The organism is Nostoc sp. C110 (genome assembly GCF_043099725.1).
Lineage (GTDB): Bacteria > Cyanobacteriota > Cyanobacteriia > Cyanobacteriales > Nostocaceae > Nostoc > Nostoc muscorum_A.
On record NZ_CP171148.1, the window covers coordinates 5,644,817 to 5,664,722 of the forward strand.

Sequence of the window (19,906 nt, forward strand, 5' to 3'; positions counted from 1 at the left end):
GCGATCGCATTTGCTATTCTTAGAGCTTATCTTCTTAAACTGCGCGGGTCGAGTGCATCTCTTAGCCCATCACCGAGTAAGTTGAATGCTAACACTGTGAGAATAATCAGCACAGCTGGCGGCCAGATCAACCAAGGTTGCAGTACCAAAATGGAAGCATTGCTAGCCAGAGAAAGCATATTGCCCCAAGAAGGGTCTGGTTGTTGAATTCCCAAGCCGATGAGACTCAATATCGCCTCTGCGCCAATAAAGCTGGGAATTGCAAGAGTAGCAGAGATAACTACATAACTAGCCGTTTGCGGCAAGACGTGGCGAAGGATTATATAAAGTGGATTTGCGCCCATCGCGCGTGAAGCTTGGACAAATTCTCGCTCTTTAATTGATAGTACCTGTCCTCGAATGACCCGTGCTAAACCAGCCCAGCTAATAACCGATGTAATTACCACAATCAGCAAAAAGCGCTGGGTACTGCTTAAACCAGGTGGTAAGACTGCTCCCAAAGTTACCAAAAGATAAATACTAGGGAAAGTCATTAGCACTTCTGCCAAGCGCATAATGACGCTATCAGTCACACCGCCGAAATAGCCCGAAATTCCACCGATGAGCAAACCAAGGGGATAGGTAATGATAATGCCAAAAATCCCGATAAACAGACTGATGCGACCGCCATGTAAGAGGCGACTAAATTGGTCGCGGCTTTGGTCATCAGTACCCAAGATATTGACTTTTGCGTCAGTTGTTGTGCCAAATAAATGCCAATTTAAGGGAATACCAGGAAAGATTGTGACTTCATCCCACTTGGGGGGTAGTGGCAAACTCATCTGCAACAATCGGTATTCTGGCCCGGAAACAAATAGACGCACAGGAGATGGCTTTTTGAAGTCTACAATGAGTTGGCGATCGCCTGTTTCTAAATTTGTGTCTCCCTGAGTTGTGGGATAAACATGGGGCCCGATAAACTGTCCTGATTGAGAAACCCAGTGTATCTTAGTTGGTGGCAGCAGTGAACCATTAGGCTGTGAGGCATAAGGGTCATAAGGAGCCACGAAATCTGCTGCAATTACTGCTATGTAGAAAATTAACAGCAAAATTGCCCCAAATTGTGCCAAAGGATTTTTCTTTAGTCGTCGCCACCAATCCATAGTAGTTAGGAGTTATAAGTTATGAGTTATGAGTTATTAAAGTTTTATCTTAATTCATAACTCATGATTAATAATTATTAACTCCTAACTTTTAACTCCTAACTCTCAACTCCCCACTCCTAACTTCTCTAAATACTTCTGCTGTTCTTGCTGTTGTTTTTCATGTTCTACAACAAACACGTTTGAGTAGAGATTAGCGAGAATTTGTTTGCCCTGTTGTGTCAATGATAGGTAATGCAGCCCTTCTTGGATATAGGGATAGACACCATTCCAGTAAAACTTAGCGTAGTTATTCCGTAAATCGGCAGGGGTTTTATAGCCTAAAACTTTATTTACACCAGTTTCTTCAAACTCGTAAAATAAAGAAGTAATTTTCTTCAGGTAACGTGGGTCGCTTAGTTGACCAATCAAATCAGCAGCCCGCACTAAACCAGCAAAGCACTTTGTATCTTGATGATCTTCTGCCGCAGGCACGGGAAATCGTGTCAGTTCAATATTGCTCTTAATTGCCTCAGCATCTATTAACTTGTGACCTCCAAAACGCTCATCAATAAAAAGCTTGGCTCTATCAACATGATACGGCGTGAGACTGGCATCAGAAGCGCCAGGAGCTACAGAAACCATTTTGCCATTTTTACCTGTGGAATATAAGCCTACTGCCTCTTGGTCTAGTCGGCAAACTCCCTTAACGTAGCCAATATCATGGCTCACTAAAGAAATAATACAATGCAACCAGTCTTCACTGGAAACACCGCCTTCTCTGATGTGTTTGCCACGTAAGATTTCTTGCCCCACAAGGGTGACAAGAACTGTGTGTTCAACATTGTGATAAAGGGCATCGCTATTGGCAATGTTTTCCAAAGCCATGTTACCAGCCCAGGCGATAATGTCCTGATAATCATTTTTGAAGCAGCCATAAGTGCGACGGTAGCCTTCTCTAATTTCATTTACAAAGGCATCAATTAAAATTTCAGTGGCATTGAACATATCTGGTGACTCTGGTAAATATCAATTATTTATTGATTTGATTGATTTCAAAATTCCACCATCAGGATCGCCCTGGCTGGAATTTAGGGTAATGGAGTTTGCTCATTTGTAACTCACGTCTAGCTGTAGACGCTAGCTTGAACTATCCCTGGATGTACGACTTCCTGACGAGACAAAGGCTTTAAAAGAATTAGGGTTTGCGTAGATAAAAGCTTTTACTGGTTTAATAAAATACATTTATAGTTCAGATTTTAATTAAATAATTCTAGATTAGCTTTATCAGTTTTTCATATATGAGCATTGGTTGACGGTGATCTAAATGGGTATATTGTGTGATTTAGAGTAGCTAGATGAAATGAAATAATTTCTTGTATCATAATCTACATAAAGGCTTCAAGTATTTAGATGACAGTAATTTTTCTTAGCAACTAAGTTCTATTATATACGGTTAAAAATAAAAGACATTTACTATGAAATGCGTCATAGTTGATGGGAAGTAAATAAATTTCAAGTTTTCTTAAGAAAATACCAATATTGGTATGCATAGACAGAAAGTGGAGGTCGGACTGTGAGCGATGAAAGTGTTTCAGAAATCGAGGTGGAAGAACCTATAACCTCTGAAGATGCTAGCTTTTTGAGCAAATCAGAGCAAAAACCAACTAGGGCATGGTTGAAGCCATTATTTTTGGGTGCTGGTTTAGGAATTGCGATCGCCTTTGGTGGAATGAGTATATTAAGTCATCTTCCATCCCGCCAACAAAACGCGGTAGCAGCTAAAAAAATTAACCCATCAATGACAGTTACCATTGCCACAGTAGAAGCCGCCCGTGTTGTGCGTACTCTTAAAACTACTGGAACTGTTGCAGCACGTGATTTAATTCCGGTTTTACCACAGACAAACGGTTTACAAATCAAAAGTATCCCTGAAGATGTGAAAGAAGGGGTTTTTGTCAAAAAAGGTCAAGTTTTGGCGGTGTTGGATGGTTCCATACTGCAAAGCCAAATTACCCAAGCAAAGGCAGATGTCGAATCAAAACAAGCCGATGTGGAATCCAAACAAGCAGATTTGGCATCCAAGCAGGCAGATTTGGCATCAAATAAAGCCATAGTCCAGCAAAAACAAGCAGATTTAGCTCAAGCGAAGGCAAAGCTAGAAGAAGCCGCCAAAAATTATCAGCGCTATCAACAACTGGCCGACTCTGGAACCATTAGTAGGCAAGAACTTGATACTCGTTCCTACGCTGTAAAAACTGCCATACAAGTGGTGAATCTATCCCAAGAAAACCTGCGTAGCGCCCAGGCCAATATCGGCAGCGCCCAGGCTAATATTAGTAACGCTCAAGCTATTATCAACAAAGCCAAAGCTGATGTCCGCAGCAGTGCCGCTAGGGTGCAACAACTACAAACTCAATTGGAACAAACTGTAGTGCGTGCGCCGGTTTCTGGAGTCATCGCGGAGAAACTGGCCAGAGTCGGTGATGTGACTGGTGTACCGCCGCAAACGCAGGTGGGAACCGTGATTGGTGGCACACAAAAGCTATTTTCGATTATCCGAGATGAAAAGTTAGAACTTCAAGCGAAGGTTCCTGAAATTCAATTAAATCAAGTGAAAATTGGCGCATCTGTGCAAATTACTTCCGATGTCGATCAGCGCGTGCGATCGCAAGGACGAGTCAGAGAGATCCAACCACAGGTGAACGATCAAAGGCGAGAGGCTACAGTCAAAATTGATTTACCCCCAACAACTTTGCTTAAACCAGGAATGTTTGCGAATGCTGCAATTACTACTAACTCAGGTATGGCAATGGTAGTGCCGCAAAAAGCAGTCCAATCTCAAGCAGATGGAAGTGTAATTGTATTCACTTTATCAAGTGGAGATATAGTTCGCAGCCAGAAAGTGGACTTAGAAAATCCTACAAACGGCGACAAAGTAGAAATTAAGAGTGGGTTGCAGTTAGGCGATCGCATCGTAGTTGATGGTGCAGGATATCTCAAAGATGGTGATAAGGTTCGAGTTGCAAATTGAAGGGAATGGGAAATGGGGAATGGGGAATGGGGAATGGGAGAAATAACCAATGACGAATGACGAATGACAAATGACAAATGACCAATGACAAATTCAAAATCTAAAATTTTCTCATGTCCTTTAATATCTCAGCTTGGTCGATTAAAAAACCTGTTCCTACGATAGTTTTATTTTTAATTTTGACGGTTGTGGGTTGGTTCTCCTTTTTATCCTTGGGGATTGATACTAACCCTAATATTGATGTCCCAACAGTTTCGATCAAAGTCACTCAACCAGGTGCAGGCCCAGCCGAACTAGAATCCCAAGTGACGAAAAAAATTGAAGATGCCGTCGCGGGGTTGGGCAATATCGATTTTATGATTTCCACCGTCAGCGATGGGAATTCTAAAACGACAATCAATTTTGTTTTGGGTACAGATAGCGATCGCGCCACCAATGATGTCCGCAATGCGATCGCTCAAATTCGCCAAGATTTACCCCAAGAGATCAACGATCCAATTGTGGAACGTCTGGACTTTGCTGGCGGCCCGGTGATTACTTACGCAGTTAAATCAGATAAGCGTTCTGTAGAAGAATTAAGCAATATTGTCGATCAAACCATTAGCCGCGCCTTGTTGGGAGTCCGTGGTGTCGCCCAAATTCAACGTGTGGGTGGAGTTGACCGAGAAATTCGGATTAACCTGAATCCCAGCCGCTTACAATCTCTGGGTATCACCGCCACTCAGGTAAACGACCAAATCCGCGATTTAAACATTAACTTACCTGGCGGACGGGCCGAAGTCGGTGGTAGCGAACAAAGTATCCGCACATTAGGAAGTGCCGCCAGTGTGGATATTTTGAAAACCTACGAAATCCTCTTACCACAAGGGGGTTCGGTACCATTATCCAGTTTGGGAACTATAGAAGATAAATTTGGTGATGTGCGCCAAGCCGCCACCTTAAATAATCAACCTGTGGTAGCTTTCCAAGTGTTGCGTAGTACTGGCAGCGTTCTGGTGACAGTAGAACAAGGAGTGAAAGCAGCTGTCAAAGAACTGGAAAAAACACTTCCCGCAGATGTCAAACTAGATTTGATTTTTACTAGAGCCGATGTTGTTCGCCAATCATACCAAAGCACTATTGATGAATTAATTCAAGCTTCGGTGCTGGCTGTTATCGTTATTTTAGTATTTTTGCGGGACTGGCGAGCAACATTAATTACGGCTGTTGCCTTACCATTGTCAATAATTCCCACCTTCGCAGTGCAGCAAGCCCTTGGTTACACCCTCAACAACATGACTTTGTTGGCATTAGCGCTGGCGGTGGGCAACTTGGTAGATGATGCCGTGGTGGAAATTGAAAACATGGAACGGCATATCGCTATGGGCAAATCAGCTTGGGATGCTGCTTTTGAATCTGCCGACGAAGTAGGATTAGCGGTAATCGCAAGTTCAGCAACCATTATTGCCGTGTTTATGCCCGTTGCTTTTATGGGTGGAATTCCGGGACAATTTTTCCAACCATTTGGTGTTACCGTTGCCGTTTCCACAATCTTCTCAACTCTTGTCGCGCGGATGGTTACGCCGATGATGGGGGCGTATCTTTTAAAAGAGGCAGGGGAGCAGGGGAGCAGGGGAGCAGGGGAGCAGGGGGAGCAGAGGGAGCAGGGGGGCAGGGGAGCGGGGGGAGTAATAAGATTGTTTAATTTCAAGTTTGCACTCCCAAGTAGAAAGCAGGGAAATAGAACACTTAGAACTAAAAATCGTCGGGGGTTTCAACCTTATAGATCGTTACTAGAATGGGCGTTACGCCATAGATTGACCACAATGGCGATCGCTTTAGCTTTCTTTATTGCCAGTGTGATGCTGGTTCCGTTGATTCCCAAGGGTTTTGTGGATGATGGCGACTTTGGGATTTCTAACGTATCTATAGAACTACCTCCAGGTTCGACATTAGAAGACGTTAACAAGGTAGTCACACAAGCGACTGATATCATCCGGCAAAATCCAGTGGTTGAACGTGTATTAGCAACCGAAGAGATCAATTCTGCAAGCCTGGCGATTAATCTCAAACCTAGAGAAGAACGAAAGATTTCTCAAAAACAGTTTGAGGAACAAGTACGCCCTGACTTTGAGCAAATACCAGGAGCAAGAATTAGTTTTCAAAGTCAGTCACCAGGCGACAGTCGGAAAGGTTTATCAATTGTTCTCAGAAGTGAAAACCCCGAAGCATTGAATCAAGCGGCTGATGCCCTAGAAAAGCAGATGCGATCGCTACCAGGATTGGTAGAAGTGTCTTCGACTGCAAGTTTGGTTAAACCAGAGATTTTAGTAATTCCTAACCCACAACGGGCAGCAGATTTGGGAGTGACAGTACAAGCGATCGCTCGGACAGCTTCTCTGGCCACCATCGGCGATAATGAGGCCAACTTGGCAAAATTTAATTTAAGCGATCGGCAAATTCCCATTCGCGTGCAAATCGATCCAAAAGTCCGGGCTGACATTAACACAATCACCAATCTCCAAGTTCTCAGTCAAAATGGCAAATTGATTCCCCTAGTGGCGGTTGCAGATATCCGTTTTGGTAGTGGCCCTGCAACCATCAACCGTTACGATCGCGCCCGTCAAGTTGCCGTAGAAGCCAATTTGCAAGGGATTTCTTTGGGAGAGGCGGTAGAAACAATCAACAAACTACCTGTAATGCAAAACTTACCGCCAGGGGTAGTACAGCAACCCTCCGGTAGTGCCAAAATTATGCAAGAAATTTTTGGGCGCTTTGGTGGCGCATTGGGGCTGGCATTAATGTGTATCTATGCAATTCTGGTGTTGCTGTATAACAACTTTCTCCATCCATTATCGATTATGGCGGCGTTGCCTTTTTGTTTAGGCGGCGCACTGGTAGCCTTGATGGTTGCTCAAAAACCATTGGGGATATATGCCTTGATTGGTATTGTGTTGCTGTTGGGGATTGTCACCAAAAACTCGATTCTGTTGGTGGATTATACAATCATCAACATACAAGAAGGCAAAACTCAGCGTCAGGCACTCGTAGAGGCTGGCGTGTCACGTCTGCGTCCGATTTTAATGACTTCTCTGGCAACCATCGCCGGTATTCTGCCCCTAGCGTTAGGAATTGGCGCAGGTTCTGAAGTTCGGCAACCAATGGGAATTGCCATTATGGGCGGTTTCACAACTTCCACCCTGCTGACACTGGTGGTAGTGCCAGTGATATTTAGCTACATAGACAACTTCCAAACTTGGATTATGGATAGATTGCGCTATGGCTTTGGTAAGAAACCATCGCGTTAATAATTATTGTAGAGACGGCGATTTATCGCGTCTTCTTAACCAAATCGTATTGCTTGCTTACAACGTAAGTTTTACCCCACCCTAACCCTCCCCTTGGAAAGGGGAGGGAACTAGATTCTCTTATTTCCCCCCTTTCCAAGGGGGGATTAAGGGGGGTAATTCGACTTATGTGTACACCAGAGAGGTTAATTTCCCTACTTCCCCTTCCTTAAATATTGTGCGATCGCATTTACCAGTGGGAATCATAACAAACAGATTCACTACAGTAAATAAACAATGGCTTACCAAAACATTACAGGCTCCCTTACCCCAGCAGATATCCAAGAAATTAAAACAGCCTTTGCGACTATCGAAGCAAAGTTGCCTTTTTTGGTGACTCTGAGTGTAGAAGAACGACGCAAGTTATTTAAGATGGGTGATAAAAGCCTAGCTTTTGTCAACACTAGCCTGACTGCTGCCCAATCTAACCGAGATATTTTACCAGCCAGCTTTGATGTAGATGAATTTGTGCGGGATTATCAACTAGCCGCCACTCTCAGCGAACTTTTGATTGGACTGCGACAACTGACAGAACAAGTAGATGATACCTTAATGGCTGTCGGTAGTGAGACAATGAGCAGCAGTTTGACAGTTTATGATTACGTCAAGACTGCTGCTAAGAAAACTCCAGGGTTAAAAACTATTGCCGAACAGTTAGGGGAAAGGTTTAAAGCTATAAAAAGTAAACCTGCTAAAACTGCTTCTGGTTCCTAGGCTGTAAACTTTGCGGGAGAGTCTTTAGGGATTTCCAACAAATAAATTATTCAATCTTGTGGGGCGGGCATCTTGCCCGCCTTTGGCTATGGGCGGGTGAGACACCCACCCCACAAGAATTATTTGAGTATTTTTTTATTTGAAAGTTCTTTAATACTCGTGAGCGAGTCTTTGATACTCGTGAGCGAGTCTTTGATACTCGCGGGTGAGTCTTTGATACTCGCGGGTGAGTCTTTGATACTCGTCGGCGAGTCTTTGATACTCGCGGGAGAGTCTTTAATACTCGTCGGCGAGTCTTTGATACTCGTGGGAGAGTCTTTAATACTCGTCGGCGAGTCTTTGATACTTGCGGATGAGTCTTTTATACTCGTGAGTGAGTCTTTGATACTCGCGGGTGAGTCTTTGATACTCATGAGCAAAGATTAACATCCAGTCTATTCTCTTACTTTGCGCTCTTTGCGTTCTTGGCGGTTCGTTTCTTCATTCTCTTATTCCTGCCTGAACGCAGCATAGTAAATTTTCAAATTTGGGAAGCTCCCACAAATACAAACCTAAAAACCCAAATAAAATCTGACTTTATAAATCAGGAATTAGGAATTACAAGCTTGGTATTATACCCATACCCGCGTGTAATCTGCCGCTTTGCCCTGATTTATGCTCATAACTCCCCGCCGCACTAACAAGCTCTCCCTCTTTTTGCTTTTCTGTTTCACCCTACTCCTAACTCTCTTCCTCTCTCTACCTTGGGTAAACGCCAAAGAAACCCCCAAACCCAAACCCCAAGATTGGCAGATTAACGGTATACTAGCAGCCCTTGATGATGGACACGACCAAGTTAAAGAATATGCTTTTAACCAATTATTATTTGGATATGACCTGCAAAATTTAAAAACTCTAGAACAGAAACCAGATGAAATTGCTAAGAAAGCTGTCCAAATCCTCAAAGATAAATCTGTTGAGTCAAATGTTCGTGCCAGTGCAGCTTCTACATTGGGAAATCTAGGGGAGGCTACCAAACCCTACATCAAAGATATTATAGCTATCATCCAAGATAAATCTGTTGAGTCAAACGTTCGTGCCAATGCAGCTTTTACATTGGGAAATCTGGGTGAGACTACCAAACCCTACGTCAAAGATATTGCAGCTATCCTCCAAGATAAAACTGTAGAAGTTACGGTTCGTGCAGGTGCAGCTTTAGCATTAGGTAACCTAGGAGATACAGGCAAACCCTATGTTAAAGATATGGTTCATCTTCTCAAGGATCAAGCCGTTGATTATGATACGGGTTTCAACGTGATCTTGGCATTAGGTAGTCTGGGAGAACCTGCCAAACCCTATGTTAAAGATATAATCGACTTCCTTAAGAATAAAAACACCTACTCTTCTAGCATTTATATTTCTTATTCCGGTAGTAGATTCTCCCCACTAGAAAATCTAGGAGATGCAGCCCAACCCTATCTCAAAGACCTAGCTGATATCCTGACCAATAAAACAGCTGATGCTGAAGTTCACGATCGCGCATTCATAGCATTTGGATATTTTGGACGAGCTACTCAACCATACATTAGAGATATACTCAACCTTCTCAAAGATGAATCGGTTGACTCCAGTATTCGTTCCAGAATAGCTTCTATTTTTTATTACTTAGGAGATGCAGCGAAACCGTACGTCAAAGATATTTTTGACATATTCAAGGATAAAACAGTTAATCCTGAAAGTCGTTACAGCGCAGCTTCTATCTTGGGTCAATTAGGAGATGCAGCGAAACCTTACGCTCAAGATATTTTTGAAATCTTCAAGGATAAAACAACTACGCCTGAAATTCGTTCCAGCGCAGCTTCTATTTTGATTAATTTGGGAGATGCAGCGAAACCGTACGTTAAAGATATTTTTGACATATTCAAGGATAAAACGACTACGCCTGAAGTTCGTTCTAGTGCAGTTCAGATATTAGGTAAATTAGGGGATGCAGCAGAACCCTATATTAAAGATATTGCTGCCATCTTGAAGGATAAAACCGTTGAGATTTCAATGCGTTCCAGCGCATCTGAGGCATTAGGGAATTTAGGTTATCATGCTCAACCCTATATTCAGGAAATACTTGGCTTCATCCAAGAAAAAAACGTTGGCAATCAGACTGACCCTGAGAATACTTATAAATCAAACGCAATATATGCCTTACGTAATTTAGGAAAAGTTGCTCAACCTTATATCAAAGATATTATTAACATCATTAAGGATAAATCTTTTGACACTTCACTGCGTTATAGCTTGGCAAGTGTTTCAGGAGAGATAGAACAATTAAATTTAAGTAATGTTGTTGTTATTTTGGATAACGTTTATTACGTAGGACAATCAGATGCAGAACAGTGGCGTTTCTTAACTTATTTTCTAGGTGGTGGGACTGAGGAAGTTAAGTTACTGCTCAAATGGCTAGGCAGACCGAAAGCAATTCCTGATAAGCTCACACACGCTGAAGGTGTCAAAACACTAGAAGTATTCCGCAACGCTTGGAAACCCAGCGAAGACTTAGCACGATTACGGGAAGACTTAGCCAAGCAAATTGCAGTAGTCGCCAGAAAAGTTTCTTGGCAACCCCAAGATATTGTAATTTTAGAAACTCACTACCACAACCTCAAAAAAGCAGGATACAACGAAGCTGACTCACTGGAATCAGTCATAGTTAACCTTAAGGGTTGGCAGTGGTTTTTCAACGCCAGAATAACTATCATCTCTCACGCCGCTTTCTGGCTAGCCCTGATCTTTGCCTACCCCAAATTTCCCCAAATCCAAGCCATCTTCTTCTGGAACCCTTGGGTACGCCGCATTCTCGGCGTGGGCTATGTCGGCTTTCTCCTCACCTGGTTTTCCCCCTTCCGCCGCAAATTATTTGAACCCTTCAAACCTTCCCTATTAGCCGATGCCGGCTTAGATAATTTTTATGACCAATCATACTTCCCAGAATCAAAAGTCAAAGTCCCCACATCAGGAGACATCCTCCCAATTACCGCAGCCTTACCCAGCATTCAAGGACAAATTATCTTAGAAGGAGATTCCGGCTTAGGCAAGTCGATGTTTCTCCGTCATCTGTTGCAAAACTCCCAGCGCATCGTCGTTTACCTCCCCGCCCAGAAATGTCATAAAGGCGTAATTGAAGCCATCCAAGACAAGCTACACGGTCAAGCCCAAGATGCCGGCTTCTTAAAAAACCTGATTTACAGTGGCGCAATAGATATCTGCATAGACGGACTCAACGAAGTCACCGCCGAAACCCGCGCCAAAATCTGCCAGTTTGTCGAAAGCTATTTCCGGGGCAACATTATCATGACAACCCAGCCCCTAGAGTGGACACCCCCCTCAACAGCCAAAACCTACTACTTGCAGCCCCTTGAACAACAACAAATTCAAGAGTTTTTGATCTCCCGTCAGCCGCGACTCCCCCAAGATGCCAAAATTCAAGGTGCTGATTATGCCCAAGCTTGCACCAATTATTTAACAGAAGTCCTCAATAACCAGCAAGCCCAAGAAGAGTTAGATGCTGTCCGCCGAATTCTTTCCAATCCAATGGATCTAACCGTGGTAGCGCTGATGTTATCACAAGGTAAACAGCCAAACTTATTTCGCCTGCAAGAACAGCAATACAACCTGATGGCGGCAGAATACCAGCAAGAATGGAAACAAGAATTTCCGCTCAAAAGATTTTCCGCCGCCGTCTACCAAATGCGACTCGATGACAAACAAGCCTTACCCGCCGATGAATTTCACCAAGTTGCCATGTCTTTAGAAGACGATAAATACAAAATGGTAGTCAGCCGTCAGTGGCAAGATGAAAAAGGTGAAGCGAAGAAAGAATGGTACTTCCGCCACGATAAAATCATGGATTTCTTTTTGGTGCAAAACTTCCTCGGTGAAAGTGATGCCGCCGAAGGACTATTAGTTGATAGAATGGGCGATCCGCGTTTTCGTGGTGTTTATTTCTTGCTAGCAACCTTGCTTCCTTTAGATGCAGCCAAAGAACTGCGGGAAAAATTGATTCAATACGCGGCGGATACTAAAGACAATACGGTGAGTAATACTTTTGTGCAGTTGTTACGGACTAGGTAAGTGGGTATGGTTATTTTTTTTGTGTTTTAGAGGATGTTTGAAAAGTTCTTAGTGATGTATCAAATTCTTTTAGATCCCCCTAAATCCCCCTTAAAAAGCAGGGCTGTTTCATTCCCTAAAAGGCGCTGATTTACAAGCGTTTCAAGTAAAAAAACCAATTGACTAAAAAATCTGATTGGGCAAGAAAATGGTATTCGCACTTAAATTTGCTGGTTGAAGTGGTAGTTTTTCTTTTTCCCACTCAAGCAAATTTCTGACTCATACTCTTGACAAAATCCCTAAGAGATCGAATGAAACAGCCCTGGGATTAAGGGGGGTAATTCGATTTGTATGTACACCGTAGCTTTTTAAGGGAGGTTAGGGGGGATCAATAAGTGTCTAAAATCATAGCCAAATACTTTTTAAACAACCTCTTAAGCAAAGTTGCATAGCACCACAAAGTTAACTTAGGGGATAATCATAACCGATCACTCATGTTCTATTGCGATCGCTCTTGGGGCATCGCCAACAGTTGCCAGTTGCACTGTAAATGTGGAACCTTCATATAATTTACTTTTTACAGAAATAGATCCCCCACAGCGCAGCAGCAATTGTTGTACTATTGTTAACCCCAACCCAGCACCAGCATAATCTTCTGTAGATCCTGTACGCACACGATAAAATCGCTCAAATATTTTCGAAATCTCGTTTTCGGCAATACCAATACCTGTATCACGGAATTCTAATTGGACATAATCGCCTTGAAGACGGGCACGCACCCATACTTCACCCCCATTAGGAGTAAACTTAATGCTGTTGTGAAGCAGATTAATTACAATCTGCCTCAGCCCACCACTCACACACCAAATAGATGGGAGTTCAGTGGGTACGGTATAGGCTAGCATAATCCCTTTTTCTTGGGCTAAAGGTTGGTACGTACTCACTACTCCAGGTACAATCTCTGAGAGCCGCACCGACTCCAAAACCATCCCCTCCAAATTTCGTTCTAGTTGCACCAGTTCCAACAAACCTGTAATAAGAGAATTTTGTTGATCGCACTGGGTATTTAACATCTGTAAATAACGTTGTCGCTGCGTAGGTTTGAGATTAGGAGAATTCAATAACGAAAGTGCTGTTTTGATATGCGTCAGGGGTATACGCAATTCCTGACAGAGATTTTTCAGATATTCATCTTGAAATTGTTCTTTGTTGTGCAGTTCTTGATTTATCTGCTGCAACTTGGTAGTGCGGGCTGTGATGATTTGGCGATTAATTTCATCCTGGCGCAGGAGTTGTTTTGCAAACAGTTGACTCATCGTTGCCGCTTCCGGCATCGTTGGACAAATAAAATCAGCAGGTACAATTGGCGATGATTCTGGCGCGGAACTGCCTGGCAGATGGTCGCTAAATATCGCTTTTTGGATACCATTTAATACTTGCTGAATTACTCTCCCCTCAACAGTAGTGATAATCAGCAATGGCTGATTTTTATTAGTATTTACCTTCCCCGATGTCTGATTTTTGCGTTTTTTAAGTGGCCGATGAGCCAAAATTAAACTACAAAACTGGGGCGATAACACCATCAAAAAGTTTTCCCGTCGCAGTTGGCTATCTGGTGTCAGGTGAACGGTGACATGATGAGTAGATGAGAAAGATGAGGAAGTATTTTCTTCCCCTGCTTCATCATCTTCCTCCGCTCCCTGTTTTTCATTCTCGTCAATCTGGCAAGTATAGATAATACTAGACGCACCCACTGAGGATTGGTAACGCGCTAATTCTGATTGCCAAATTTTTTCTGGTGGTAGCTTCACCCATAAAGTGGCTGCAATTTGCTGCTCAATTAGTAAGTCAATTTGCGCTCTCACCAGTGATAGCAGAGTCGCAGGACTGAGAGACAATGGTTTTGGAGGCACTTGCACTCCCATAACCAGTTGATAAACAGACAGATCCTTAGTCAGAGAAACATTCATGAGTCAAGCACAAAAAGGATGAAGCAAGAAATAATTCTGTCTCGATTTTCACCTTTATATGTCCATCTTTTACAAAAACCCCACGGAAAGAAACATTAAATATCAAAAACTACACCCATAAGGGGCAGGGCAGGGGAGGCAGGGGAGGCAAGGGGACAAGGGGACAAGGAGACAAGAGGTGAGAACTTGAAACAAGTCTTTCCCCTTGTCCCCAATTCTCCTTGTCCCCAAGTCCTCTTGCCCATGCCCAATTCCCAAATAAATTAAGCTTGGTTATTAAGTCTTTGCTGTAAAGCGTCGCGTGCGTGTTCTCGGTCGTCAAAATGGATTTTTTCGGTGCCGAGAATTTGGTAGTCTTCGTGACCTTTACCAGCAAGCAACACTCCATCACCTGGTTGTGCTTGTAAAATAGCAGTACGAATTGCAGTAGCCCGATCGCAAATTACCATTGGTTTTACTGTTTGGGCAATTCCCGCCAAAACGTCTTCTAAAATCCGTTCTGGGTTTTCTGTGCGGGGATTATCTGATGTCACCACTGCCACATCAGCTAATTCAGCAGCAATTCTACCCATAATTGGGCGCTTAGTGCGATCGCGATCGCCGCCACAACCAAACACGCAAATTACCTTCCCAGGTATAAATGGACGTGCAGCTTTCAACAAGTTTTCTAAGCTATCGGGTGTGTGGGCATAATCCACAATCACGCTAATATCTTGGTCAGAATTAATCTGTACCCGTTCCATTCGTCCAGGAACTCCGGGAAACTCAGGTATTACAGATGCCACTAACTGCAAATCTAGCCCTAAGTGTAAAGCTGCTCCTACGGCTGCGAGAAGATTTTCTAAATTATATTGTCCGACTAGTGGCGATCGAAAAGCTACGTCACCTTTTGGTGTATGTAATGTCCCACTGACACCATTCGGCTCGTAACTTAAATCACTCATCCATAAATCAGCACTGTTGTCGTTGACGCTATAACTCCAAACCCGTTCGGCATCTAACGAGGCAATTAACCGCTTTCCGTAAGAGTCATCAGCATTAATTATTGCCCGTCCCTTGAGATAATCAGGGCTAAACAACAACGCTTTAGCGGCAAAGTAATCTTCCATATCGCGGTGATAGTCGAGATGGTCTTGAGTAAGATTACTAAATACCGCCACCTCAAATTGACAACCCAGCACTCTACCTTGAGCCAAAGCGTGAGAACTTACTTCCATCACCCCGAACTCACTACCAGCATTTACAGCCTCTGCTAGCTGCTGTTGCAGTTCCACTGCAAAGGGCGTTGTGTGTGCAGCAGTTTGCTCAAAACCTGCCCAACGGGTGTAGAGAGTTCCCATCAAAGCTGTGGCGAGATTAGCTTTGATCAAGAGAAATTCAATAATATGAGTAGTTGTAGTTTTGCCATTGGTACCAGTCACGCCTACCAGCTTGAGTTTTTGCCCTGGATAACCATAAAAAGCACTAGCTATCTGGGCACAAGCTTGAGTTATGTTACTTGCACTGATGACCACAGCCTCATTTGTGGGAGGATTTTTTTGTGCAGCTTCGGGAGAAACGATCGCAGCCACAGCCCCCGATGCGATCGCACTTTGCCAAAATTCCCCACCATCAACCCGTGTTCCTGGCATCCCAATAAACAAATCTCCCACACCACAAGCATGGGAATTGGTCTTCAAACCCCTAACTTCCACATCCTCCAAAGTCGGATGGCTAGGCAATTGTTCAACACTGTCTACCGCCGTTAGTAATTCCCGCAATTTCATGTTGTGAACCTCGTCACATTCTTAATCTTGCGCTTATTCTGCATTATTTTTTTCTAATTGGCTAAATACTTACGCAACATTTGCTCCAACTGTTGCACACTAGCACGAGGAGAAGGACGCGGCAATAATTTCTCACTCCCCTCTGCGTCCTCTGCGCCTCTGTGGTTCGATAAATAAAGTACTGGCACTTCATACTCATACGCAGCAAACCAATCGTCACGAGTCGTAATATCCCTAATTTCCAACTCGAAACTGAGATTTTGGATTTTTTCTAGCTTTTCTTGCAATCCTTCGCATAAATGACAGCCGGGTTTACTGTATAAAATTAATTGCATTTAAGTTGTGGGAAGAAGTTATAAGTTTAGAATAACGAACCGCAGAGGCGCAGAGGACGCAGAGGAGGAGAGATGAGAAGAGAAGGGTTTGATGTGGGTGAGTATGTTGATCTTATGGCGTTGTTGTTGGATCTAGAAATAAGAGATGAGTATCGTGATGGTGTAGTGGCAAATTTTGAGAGAATTAGTGCGATCGCAAATATTGTAAATTCTTTCCCTTTACCAGAAGAAATTGAAGTTGCACCAGTTTTTGAACCATAAAAGCTATTTTAATGTTTAAGCAATTTTGCTGAGTTTGCAATATAACCAACAATACTAAGATATAGCCGACTATACCTTGGAAAAATCAGATGAATAATTTCAATACTGTTATTTCATTGAAGTCTGCGGGTGTCGGTAGATTGTTGGTGCGGTTACTTTGGGTGCTGCTAGGATTTGGTGTTGCTTCTACGCTATTGTCTTTGTTGCAAGTAATAGCAAAGCCACTTTATGAGCTACTTGCTTCTCTAGATGCACTGCTATCAATAGTGACATTACTTTTTAGTTTAATTTCAATCATTGTTTTTATGATTTGGCTATATCGTCTCCATGCCGATTTAAAGGATATTTTCAAGGAATATCCGATTACGCCAGGAGGTGCGATCGCGCGATTTTTAATTCCTATATATAGCCTTTGGGGAATAGCCAACACGTTGTCCACTTTTGCTGATCGATTTAAAGGTGAAGGTGAGGATTTAACACGTTTAAGTGAACAAGTGCGATCGTTAATCGGACCGCTATATGGTTGTATGATTGGGTCAAATCTTGTGAATCGGCTCGCTTTTACAGAAGCTGTTAAAAATCCCGAAGATAAATTTCTGCCCTTTTGGTTTTTATTCTCTTGTATTTTAGATTTAGGTCTTACGGCTATTTTGCTACAACTAGCAAAAACTATGCAGACTGCTATTACTCAAAAAGCTAAAAGTGCTATCTCCTAATATTCCAGCATGAATTTTGATTCTGCCGATGCCATAACAATATCAGATGCGGTGCGTGCAGCCAAAGTCAGCGCGGTGGAAGTTACCAAAGCTGCGATCGCACGAATTGCAGCGCGGGATAATCAACTCAACTGTTTTACGGCTGTGACTGCTGAAACGGCTTTAACAGATGCAGTTCGCATTGACGAAGAAATTGCCCAAGGTAATAATCCTGGTTTGCTTGCTGGTGTGCCTTTTGCGGTGAAAAATCTTTTCGATATTGCTGGTTTAACGACTCTGGCGGGGTCAAAAATCAATGCAGAGAACCCAGCAGCAAGCCTTGATGCAACCGCAATAGCGAAGCTGAAACAAGCAGGTGCTGTGCTGGTTGGCGCTTTGAATATGGATGAGTACGCATACGGGTTTGTAACGGAAAACTCCCATTACGGTGCTACTCACAACCCCCATGATTTACAGCGAGTTGCTGGTGGTTCATCGGGTGGTTCGGCGGCGGCTGTTGCTGCTGGTTTAGTACCGTTGACATTGGGTTCTGATACTAATGGTTCTATTCGCGTTCCGGCGGCGTTGTGTGGCGTTTTTGGTTTTAAGCCGACTTATGGAAGGTTATCTCGTGCTGGAGTAGCTTTATTTTCTAGCAGTTTTGACCACATTGGCCCTTTTGCGCGTTCGGTGCAAGATATTGCTACGGTGTTTGATGTGCTTCAAGGAGAAGACGATCGCGATCCAATTTGCACAAAGCGTCCGCCTGAATTGGTTTTACCACAACTCAAACAAGATATTTCTGATATCCGAATTGCCATTGCAGCTGATTATTTTACCAAAGGCGCAGAAGCGGAAGCTTTAGCAGCAGTGCAAAAGGTAGCCGATGCTTTGAATGTCACTGAATACGTAACCATACCAGAAGCACACCGCGCCCGTGCAGCAGCTTTTGTGATTACAGCTAGCGAAGGTGCAAATCTGCATTTGGATAAATTGCGATATCGTCCTCAAGATTTTGATCCAGCGACACGCGATCGCTTTTTGGCTGGGGCGTTAATTCCCAGTAGCTGGTATCTGCAAGCACAACGGTTTAGAAGCTGGTATCGCGATCGCGTTCGAGAAGTATTTCAAAATGTGGATCTAATTATTGCCCCAACTACACCAATTTCTGCACCGCTAATCGGTCAACAAACTATGATTTTGGATGGGGAAGAAATTCTTGTCCGTCCTCATTTGGGGCTATTTACTCAACCATTATCTTTTATCGGCTTACCCGTTTTATCAGTACCAATTCAGCGTCCAAATGCCTTACCTTTGGGTGTGCAATTGATAGCAGCGCCATATAATGAAGCTTTAATTTTACGGGTTGCGGCTGCCTTACAAACAAAGGGCGTAGTTGCGGCAGTTATAGTGTAATTATAGCAGATAATAAATGTTGGATATATATATGCGATATTGTTGTATCTTTCCAATTCTAAAATCACCTCATTGTTAGGCATAAATAATACTATACTTCCTCAAAAGCAGCCGGATAAACAACCTTACCTTTATACTTTTTTTCATAGCTTTGCAGTGTTTTAACCATGAAGACATCCTCTGGTACTGGAAAGGGAGACTCGATTTCATAAATAACAGAAGGCTGAAAGCCAAAACGATTATAGAAATGAGGATGACCAAGTACAATAACTACAGCTTCTTTCTTTGCATCTGCTTTTTCTAATCCTGCTTGTACCAGTGCGCTACCAATACCTTGTTGTTGAAACTGTGGATGAACCGCTAAAGGTGCTAGACCGATTACCTGTAGTGTTTCTTCACTCACCAGGTTAATGTAGCTGAATAAAATATGACCGACTACAACATTTTCAACCTCTGCAACCAGAGAAAGTTCTGGAATGTAGCGGTCAGAACGGCGAATTTTCTCCACAAGTTTAGCCTCATTTTCCTGTCCAAAGGCTAATGTATTCACCTCAGCTATTACTGTACAATCTGCCAGAGTTTCCCAACGAATATTGATCATTTTAAAACCAATTCCATAAAAACCCAATTTGCTCGATATTCTAAAGGAATCTCTGTTTTTTCTAAATACGGCTCGATATCCTGAAAGCCATATACACGATAAAGTGTATGTGCTTCCTTTGCAAAAGGGGCGCTGTCTAAACGAATCTTTGAGTAACCAATACTAGAAGCTTCATTGACGATAGTTCCTAATAATGCTCTACCGATTCCTTTTCTGCGAAATTCTGGACTTACATACATCCTTTTAATTTCACCAATATCTTCACCAATTTTTCGCAAGCAAGCGCAGCCTGCTATTTTTATCTCGTATTGTGACAAAAGTAAGCATCCTGAAGGGGGCATAAATTCGTGAAGTTGAGTCATATATTGCTCCAAGAATGTATTAGCATCTAAATTGATACCGAACTGATGGCTGAATATCAACTTAGTCTCATTAAAATATTCCCAAAACAGTTTCTGTGTATGAGTTTTATGTTCGTCAGTCTCTACTTGTATAATTTTAAGCAAAGTTTATACCTCCACTAAGTAATTGCACAAAAATCGGTATAAAGAGAATTTACTTGTCAGTTAACCTGTGCCAATTAA

Annotated in this window: 14 protein-coding genes; 7 read left to right on the forward strand and 7 right to left on the reverse strand. The window is 42.9% G+C overall.

Translation table 11 applies throughout. The features are described from left to right. Nucleotides 1-26 precede the first annotated feature (26 nt). Together ACFFRD_RS29105 and ACFFRD_RS29110 are read right to left on the reverse strand one after the other, a co-directional pair. Nucleotides 27-1,142 (reverse strand): ABC transporter permease, encoded by a 1,116-nt coding sequence (locus ACFFRD_RS29105; protein WP_185583502.1) that lies wholly within the window; start codon nucleotides 1,140-1,142, stop codon nucleotides 27-29. 105 nt (nucleotides 1,143-1,247) lie between these two features. Next, nucleotides 1,248-2,129 carry an Npun_R2479 family HD domain-containing metalloprotein gene (locus tag ACFFRD_RS29110; RefSeq protein WP_012409034.1) on the reverse strand — a complete coding sequence of 294 codons (882 nt, stop codon included), beginning with the start codon at nucleotides 2,127-2,129 and terminating at the stop codon, nucleotides 1,248-1,250. 568 nt (nucleotides 2,130-2,697) lie between these two features. On the opposite strand from ACFFRD_RS29110, the gene ACFFRD_RS29115 reads away from it, so the two are divergent. The 4 genes from ACFFRD_RS29115 to ACFFRD_RS29130 all read left to right on the forward strand — a co-directional run bounded on the left by ACFFRD_RS29115 (nucleotide 2,698) and on the right by ACFFRD_RS29130 (nucleotide 12,299). After that, nucleotides 2,698-4,155, forward strand: coding sequence for an efflux RND transporter periplasmic adaptor subunit (locus tag ACFFRD_RS29115; protein WP_392479144.1), 1,458 nt, complete (start codon nucleotides 2,698-2,700; stop codon nucleotides 4,153-4,155). Between the two features lie 113 nt (nucleotides 4,156-4,268). Next, on the forward strand, nucleotides 4,269-7,442 hold the full coding sequence (locus tag ACFFRD_RS29120; protein WP_392479146.1) for an efflux RND transporter permease subunit: 3,174 nt from the start codon (nucleotides 4,269-4,271) through the stop codon (nucleotides 7,440-7,442). 276 nt (nucleotides 7,443-7,718) lie between these two features. Continuing rightward, nucleotides 7,719-8,195, forward strand: a complete 477-nt coding sequence (locus tag ACFFRD_RS29125; RefSeq protein ID WP_392479148.1) for a hypothetical protein — start codon at nucleotides 7,719-7,721, stop codon at nucleotides 8,193-8,195. 654 nt (nucleotides 8,196-8,849) lie between these two features. Continuing rightward, nucleotides 8,850-12,299 carry a PBS lyase gene (locus ACFFRD_RS29130; protein WP_392479150.1) on the forward strand — a complete coding sequence of 1,150 codons (3,450 nt, stop codon included), beginning with the start codon at nucleotides 8,850-8,852 and terminating at the stop codon, nucleotides 12,297-12,299. Between the two features lie 467 nt (nucleotides 12,300-12,766). Here the strand turns inward: ACFFRD_RS29130 and ACFFRD_RS29135 are convergent, their stop codons facing one another. From ACFFRD_RS29135 to ACFFRD_RS29145, 3 genes are all read right to left on the reverse strand, one after another. Further along, on the reverse strand, nucleotides 12,767-14,248 hold the full coding sequence (locus ACFFRD_RS29135; protein WP_392479152.1) for a DICT sensory domain-containing protein: 1,482 nt from the start codon (nucleotides 14,246-14,248) through the stop codon (nucleotides 12,767-12,769). Between the two features lie 263 nt (nucleotides 14,249-14,511). Further along, nucleotides 14,512-16,014 (reverse strand): UDP-N-acetylmuramoyl-L-alanyl-D-glutamate--2,6-diaminopimelate ligase, encoded by a 1,503-nt coding sequence (locus ACFFRD_RS29140; protein ID WP_392479154.1) that lies wholly within the window; start codon nucleotides 16,012-16,014, stop codon nucleotides 14,512-14,514. A gap of 53 nt (nucleotides 16,015-16,067) precedes the next feature. After that, nucleotides 16,068-16,349, reverse strand: a complete 282-nt coding sequence (locus ACFFRD_RS29145; RefSeq protein WP_392479156.1) for a glutaredoxin family protein — start codon at nucleotides 16,347-16,349, stop codon at nucleotides 16,068-16,070. A 72-nt stretch (nucleotides 16,350-16,421) separates the two neighbouring features. Here ACFFRD_RS29145 and ACFFRD_RS29150 point away from each other — a divergent pair, with 72 nt between their 5' ends. The 3 genes from ACFFRD_RS29150 (at nucleotide 16,422) to ACFFRD_RS29160 (ending at nucleotide 18,721) form a co-directional block, all read left to right on the forward strand. Beyond that, nucleotides 16,422-16,610 (forward strand): DUF4089 domain-containing protein, encoded by a 189-nt coding sequence (locus ACFFRD_RS29150; RefSeq protein WP_392479158.1) that lies wholly within the window; start codon nucleotides 16,422-16,424, stop codon nucleotides 16,608-16,610. An 89-nt stretch (nucleotides 16,611-16,699) separates the two neighbouring features. Next, nucleotides 16,700-17,326: a DUF4328 domain-containing protein gene (locus ACFFRD_RS29155; protein WP_392479160.1), complete on the forward strand. Its 627-nt coding sequence runs from the start codon at nucleotides 16,700-16,702 to the stop codon at nucleotides 17,324-17,326. 9 nt (nucleotides 17,327-17,335) lie between these two features. After that, on the forward strand, nucleotides 17,336-18,721 hold the full coding sequence (locus tag ACFFRD_RS29160; protein WP_392479162.1) for an AtzE family amidohydrolase: 1,386 nt from the start codon (nucleotides 17,336-17,338) through the stop codon (nucleotides 18,719-18,721). Between the two features lie 91 nt (nucleotides 18,722-18,812). Here ACFFRD_RS29160 and ACFFRD_RS29165 read toward each other — a convergent pair whose 3' ends face one another. Together ACFFRD_RS29165 and ACFFRD_RS29170 are read right to left on the reverse strand one after the other, a co-directional pair. Then, the gene (locus ACFFRD_RS29165) at nucleotides 18,813-19,322 is read right to left on the reverse strand and encodes a GNAT family N-acetyltransferase (RefSeq protein WP_392479164.1); all 510 of its coding nucleotides are present in this window, start codon (nucleotides 19,320-19,322) and stop codon (nucleotides 18,813-18,815) included. Continuing rightward, nucleotides 19,319-19,828: a GNAT family N-acetyltransferase gene (locus ACFFRD_RS29170; protein ID WP_392479166.1), complete on the reverse strand. Its 510-nt coding sequence runs from the start codon at nucleotides 19,826-19,828 to the stop codon at nucleotides 19,319-19,321. Before ACFFRD_RS29170 ends, ACFFRD_RS29165 begins: the two co-directional genes overlap by 4 nt. Between the last annotated feature and the right edge of the window lie 78 nt (nucleotides 19,829-19,906).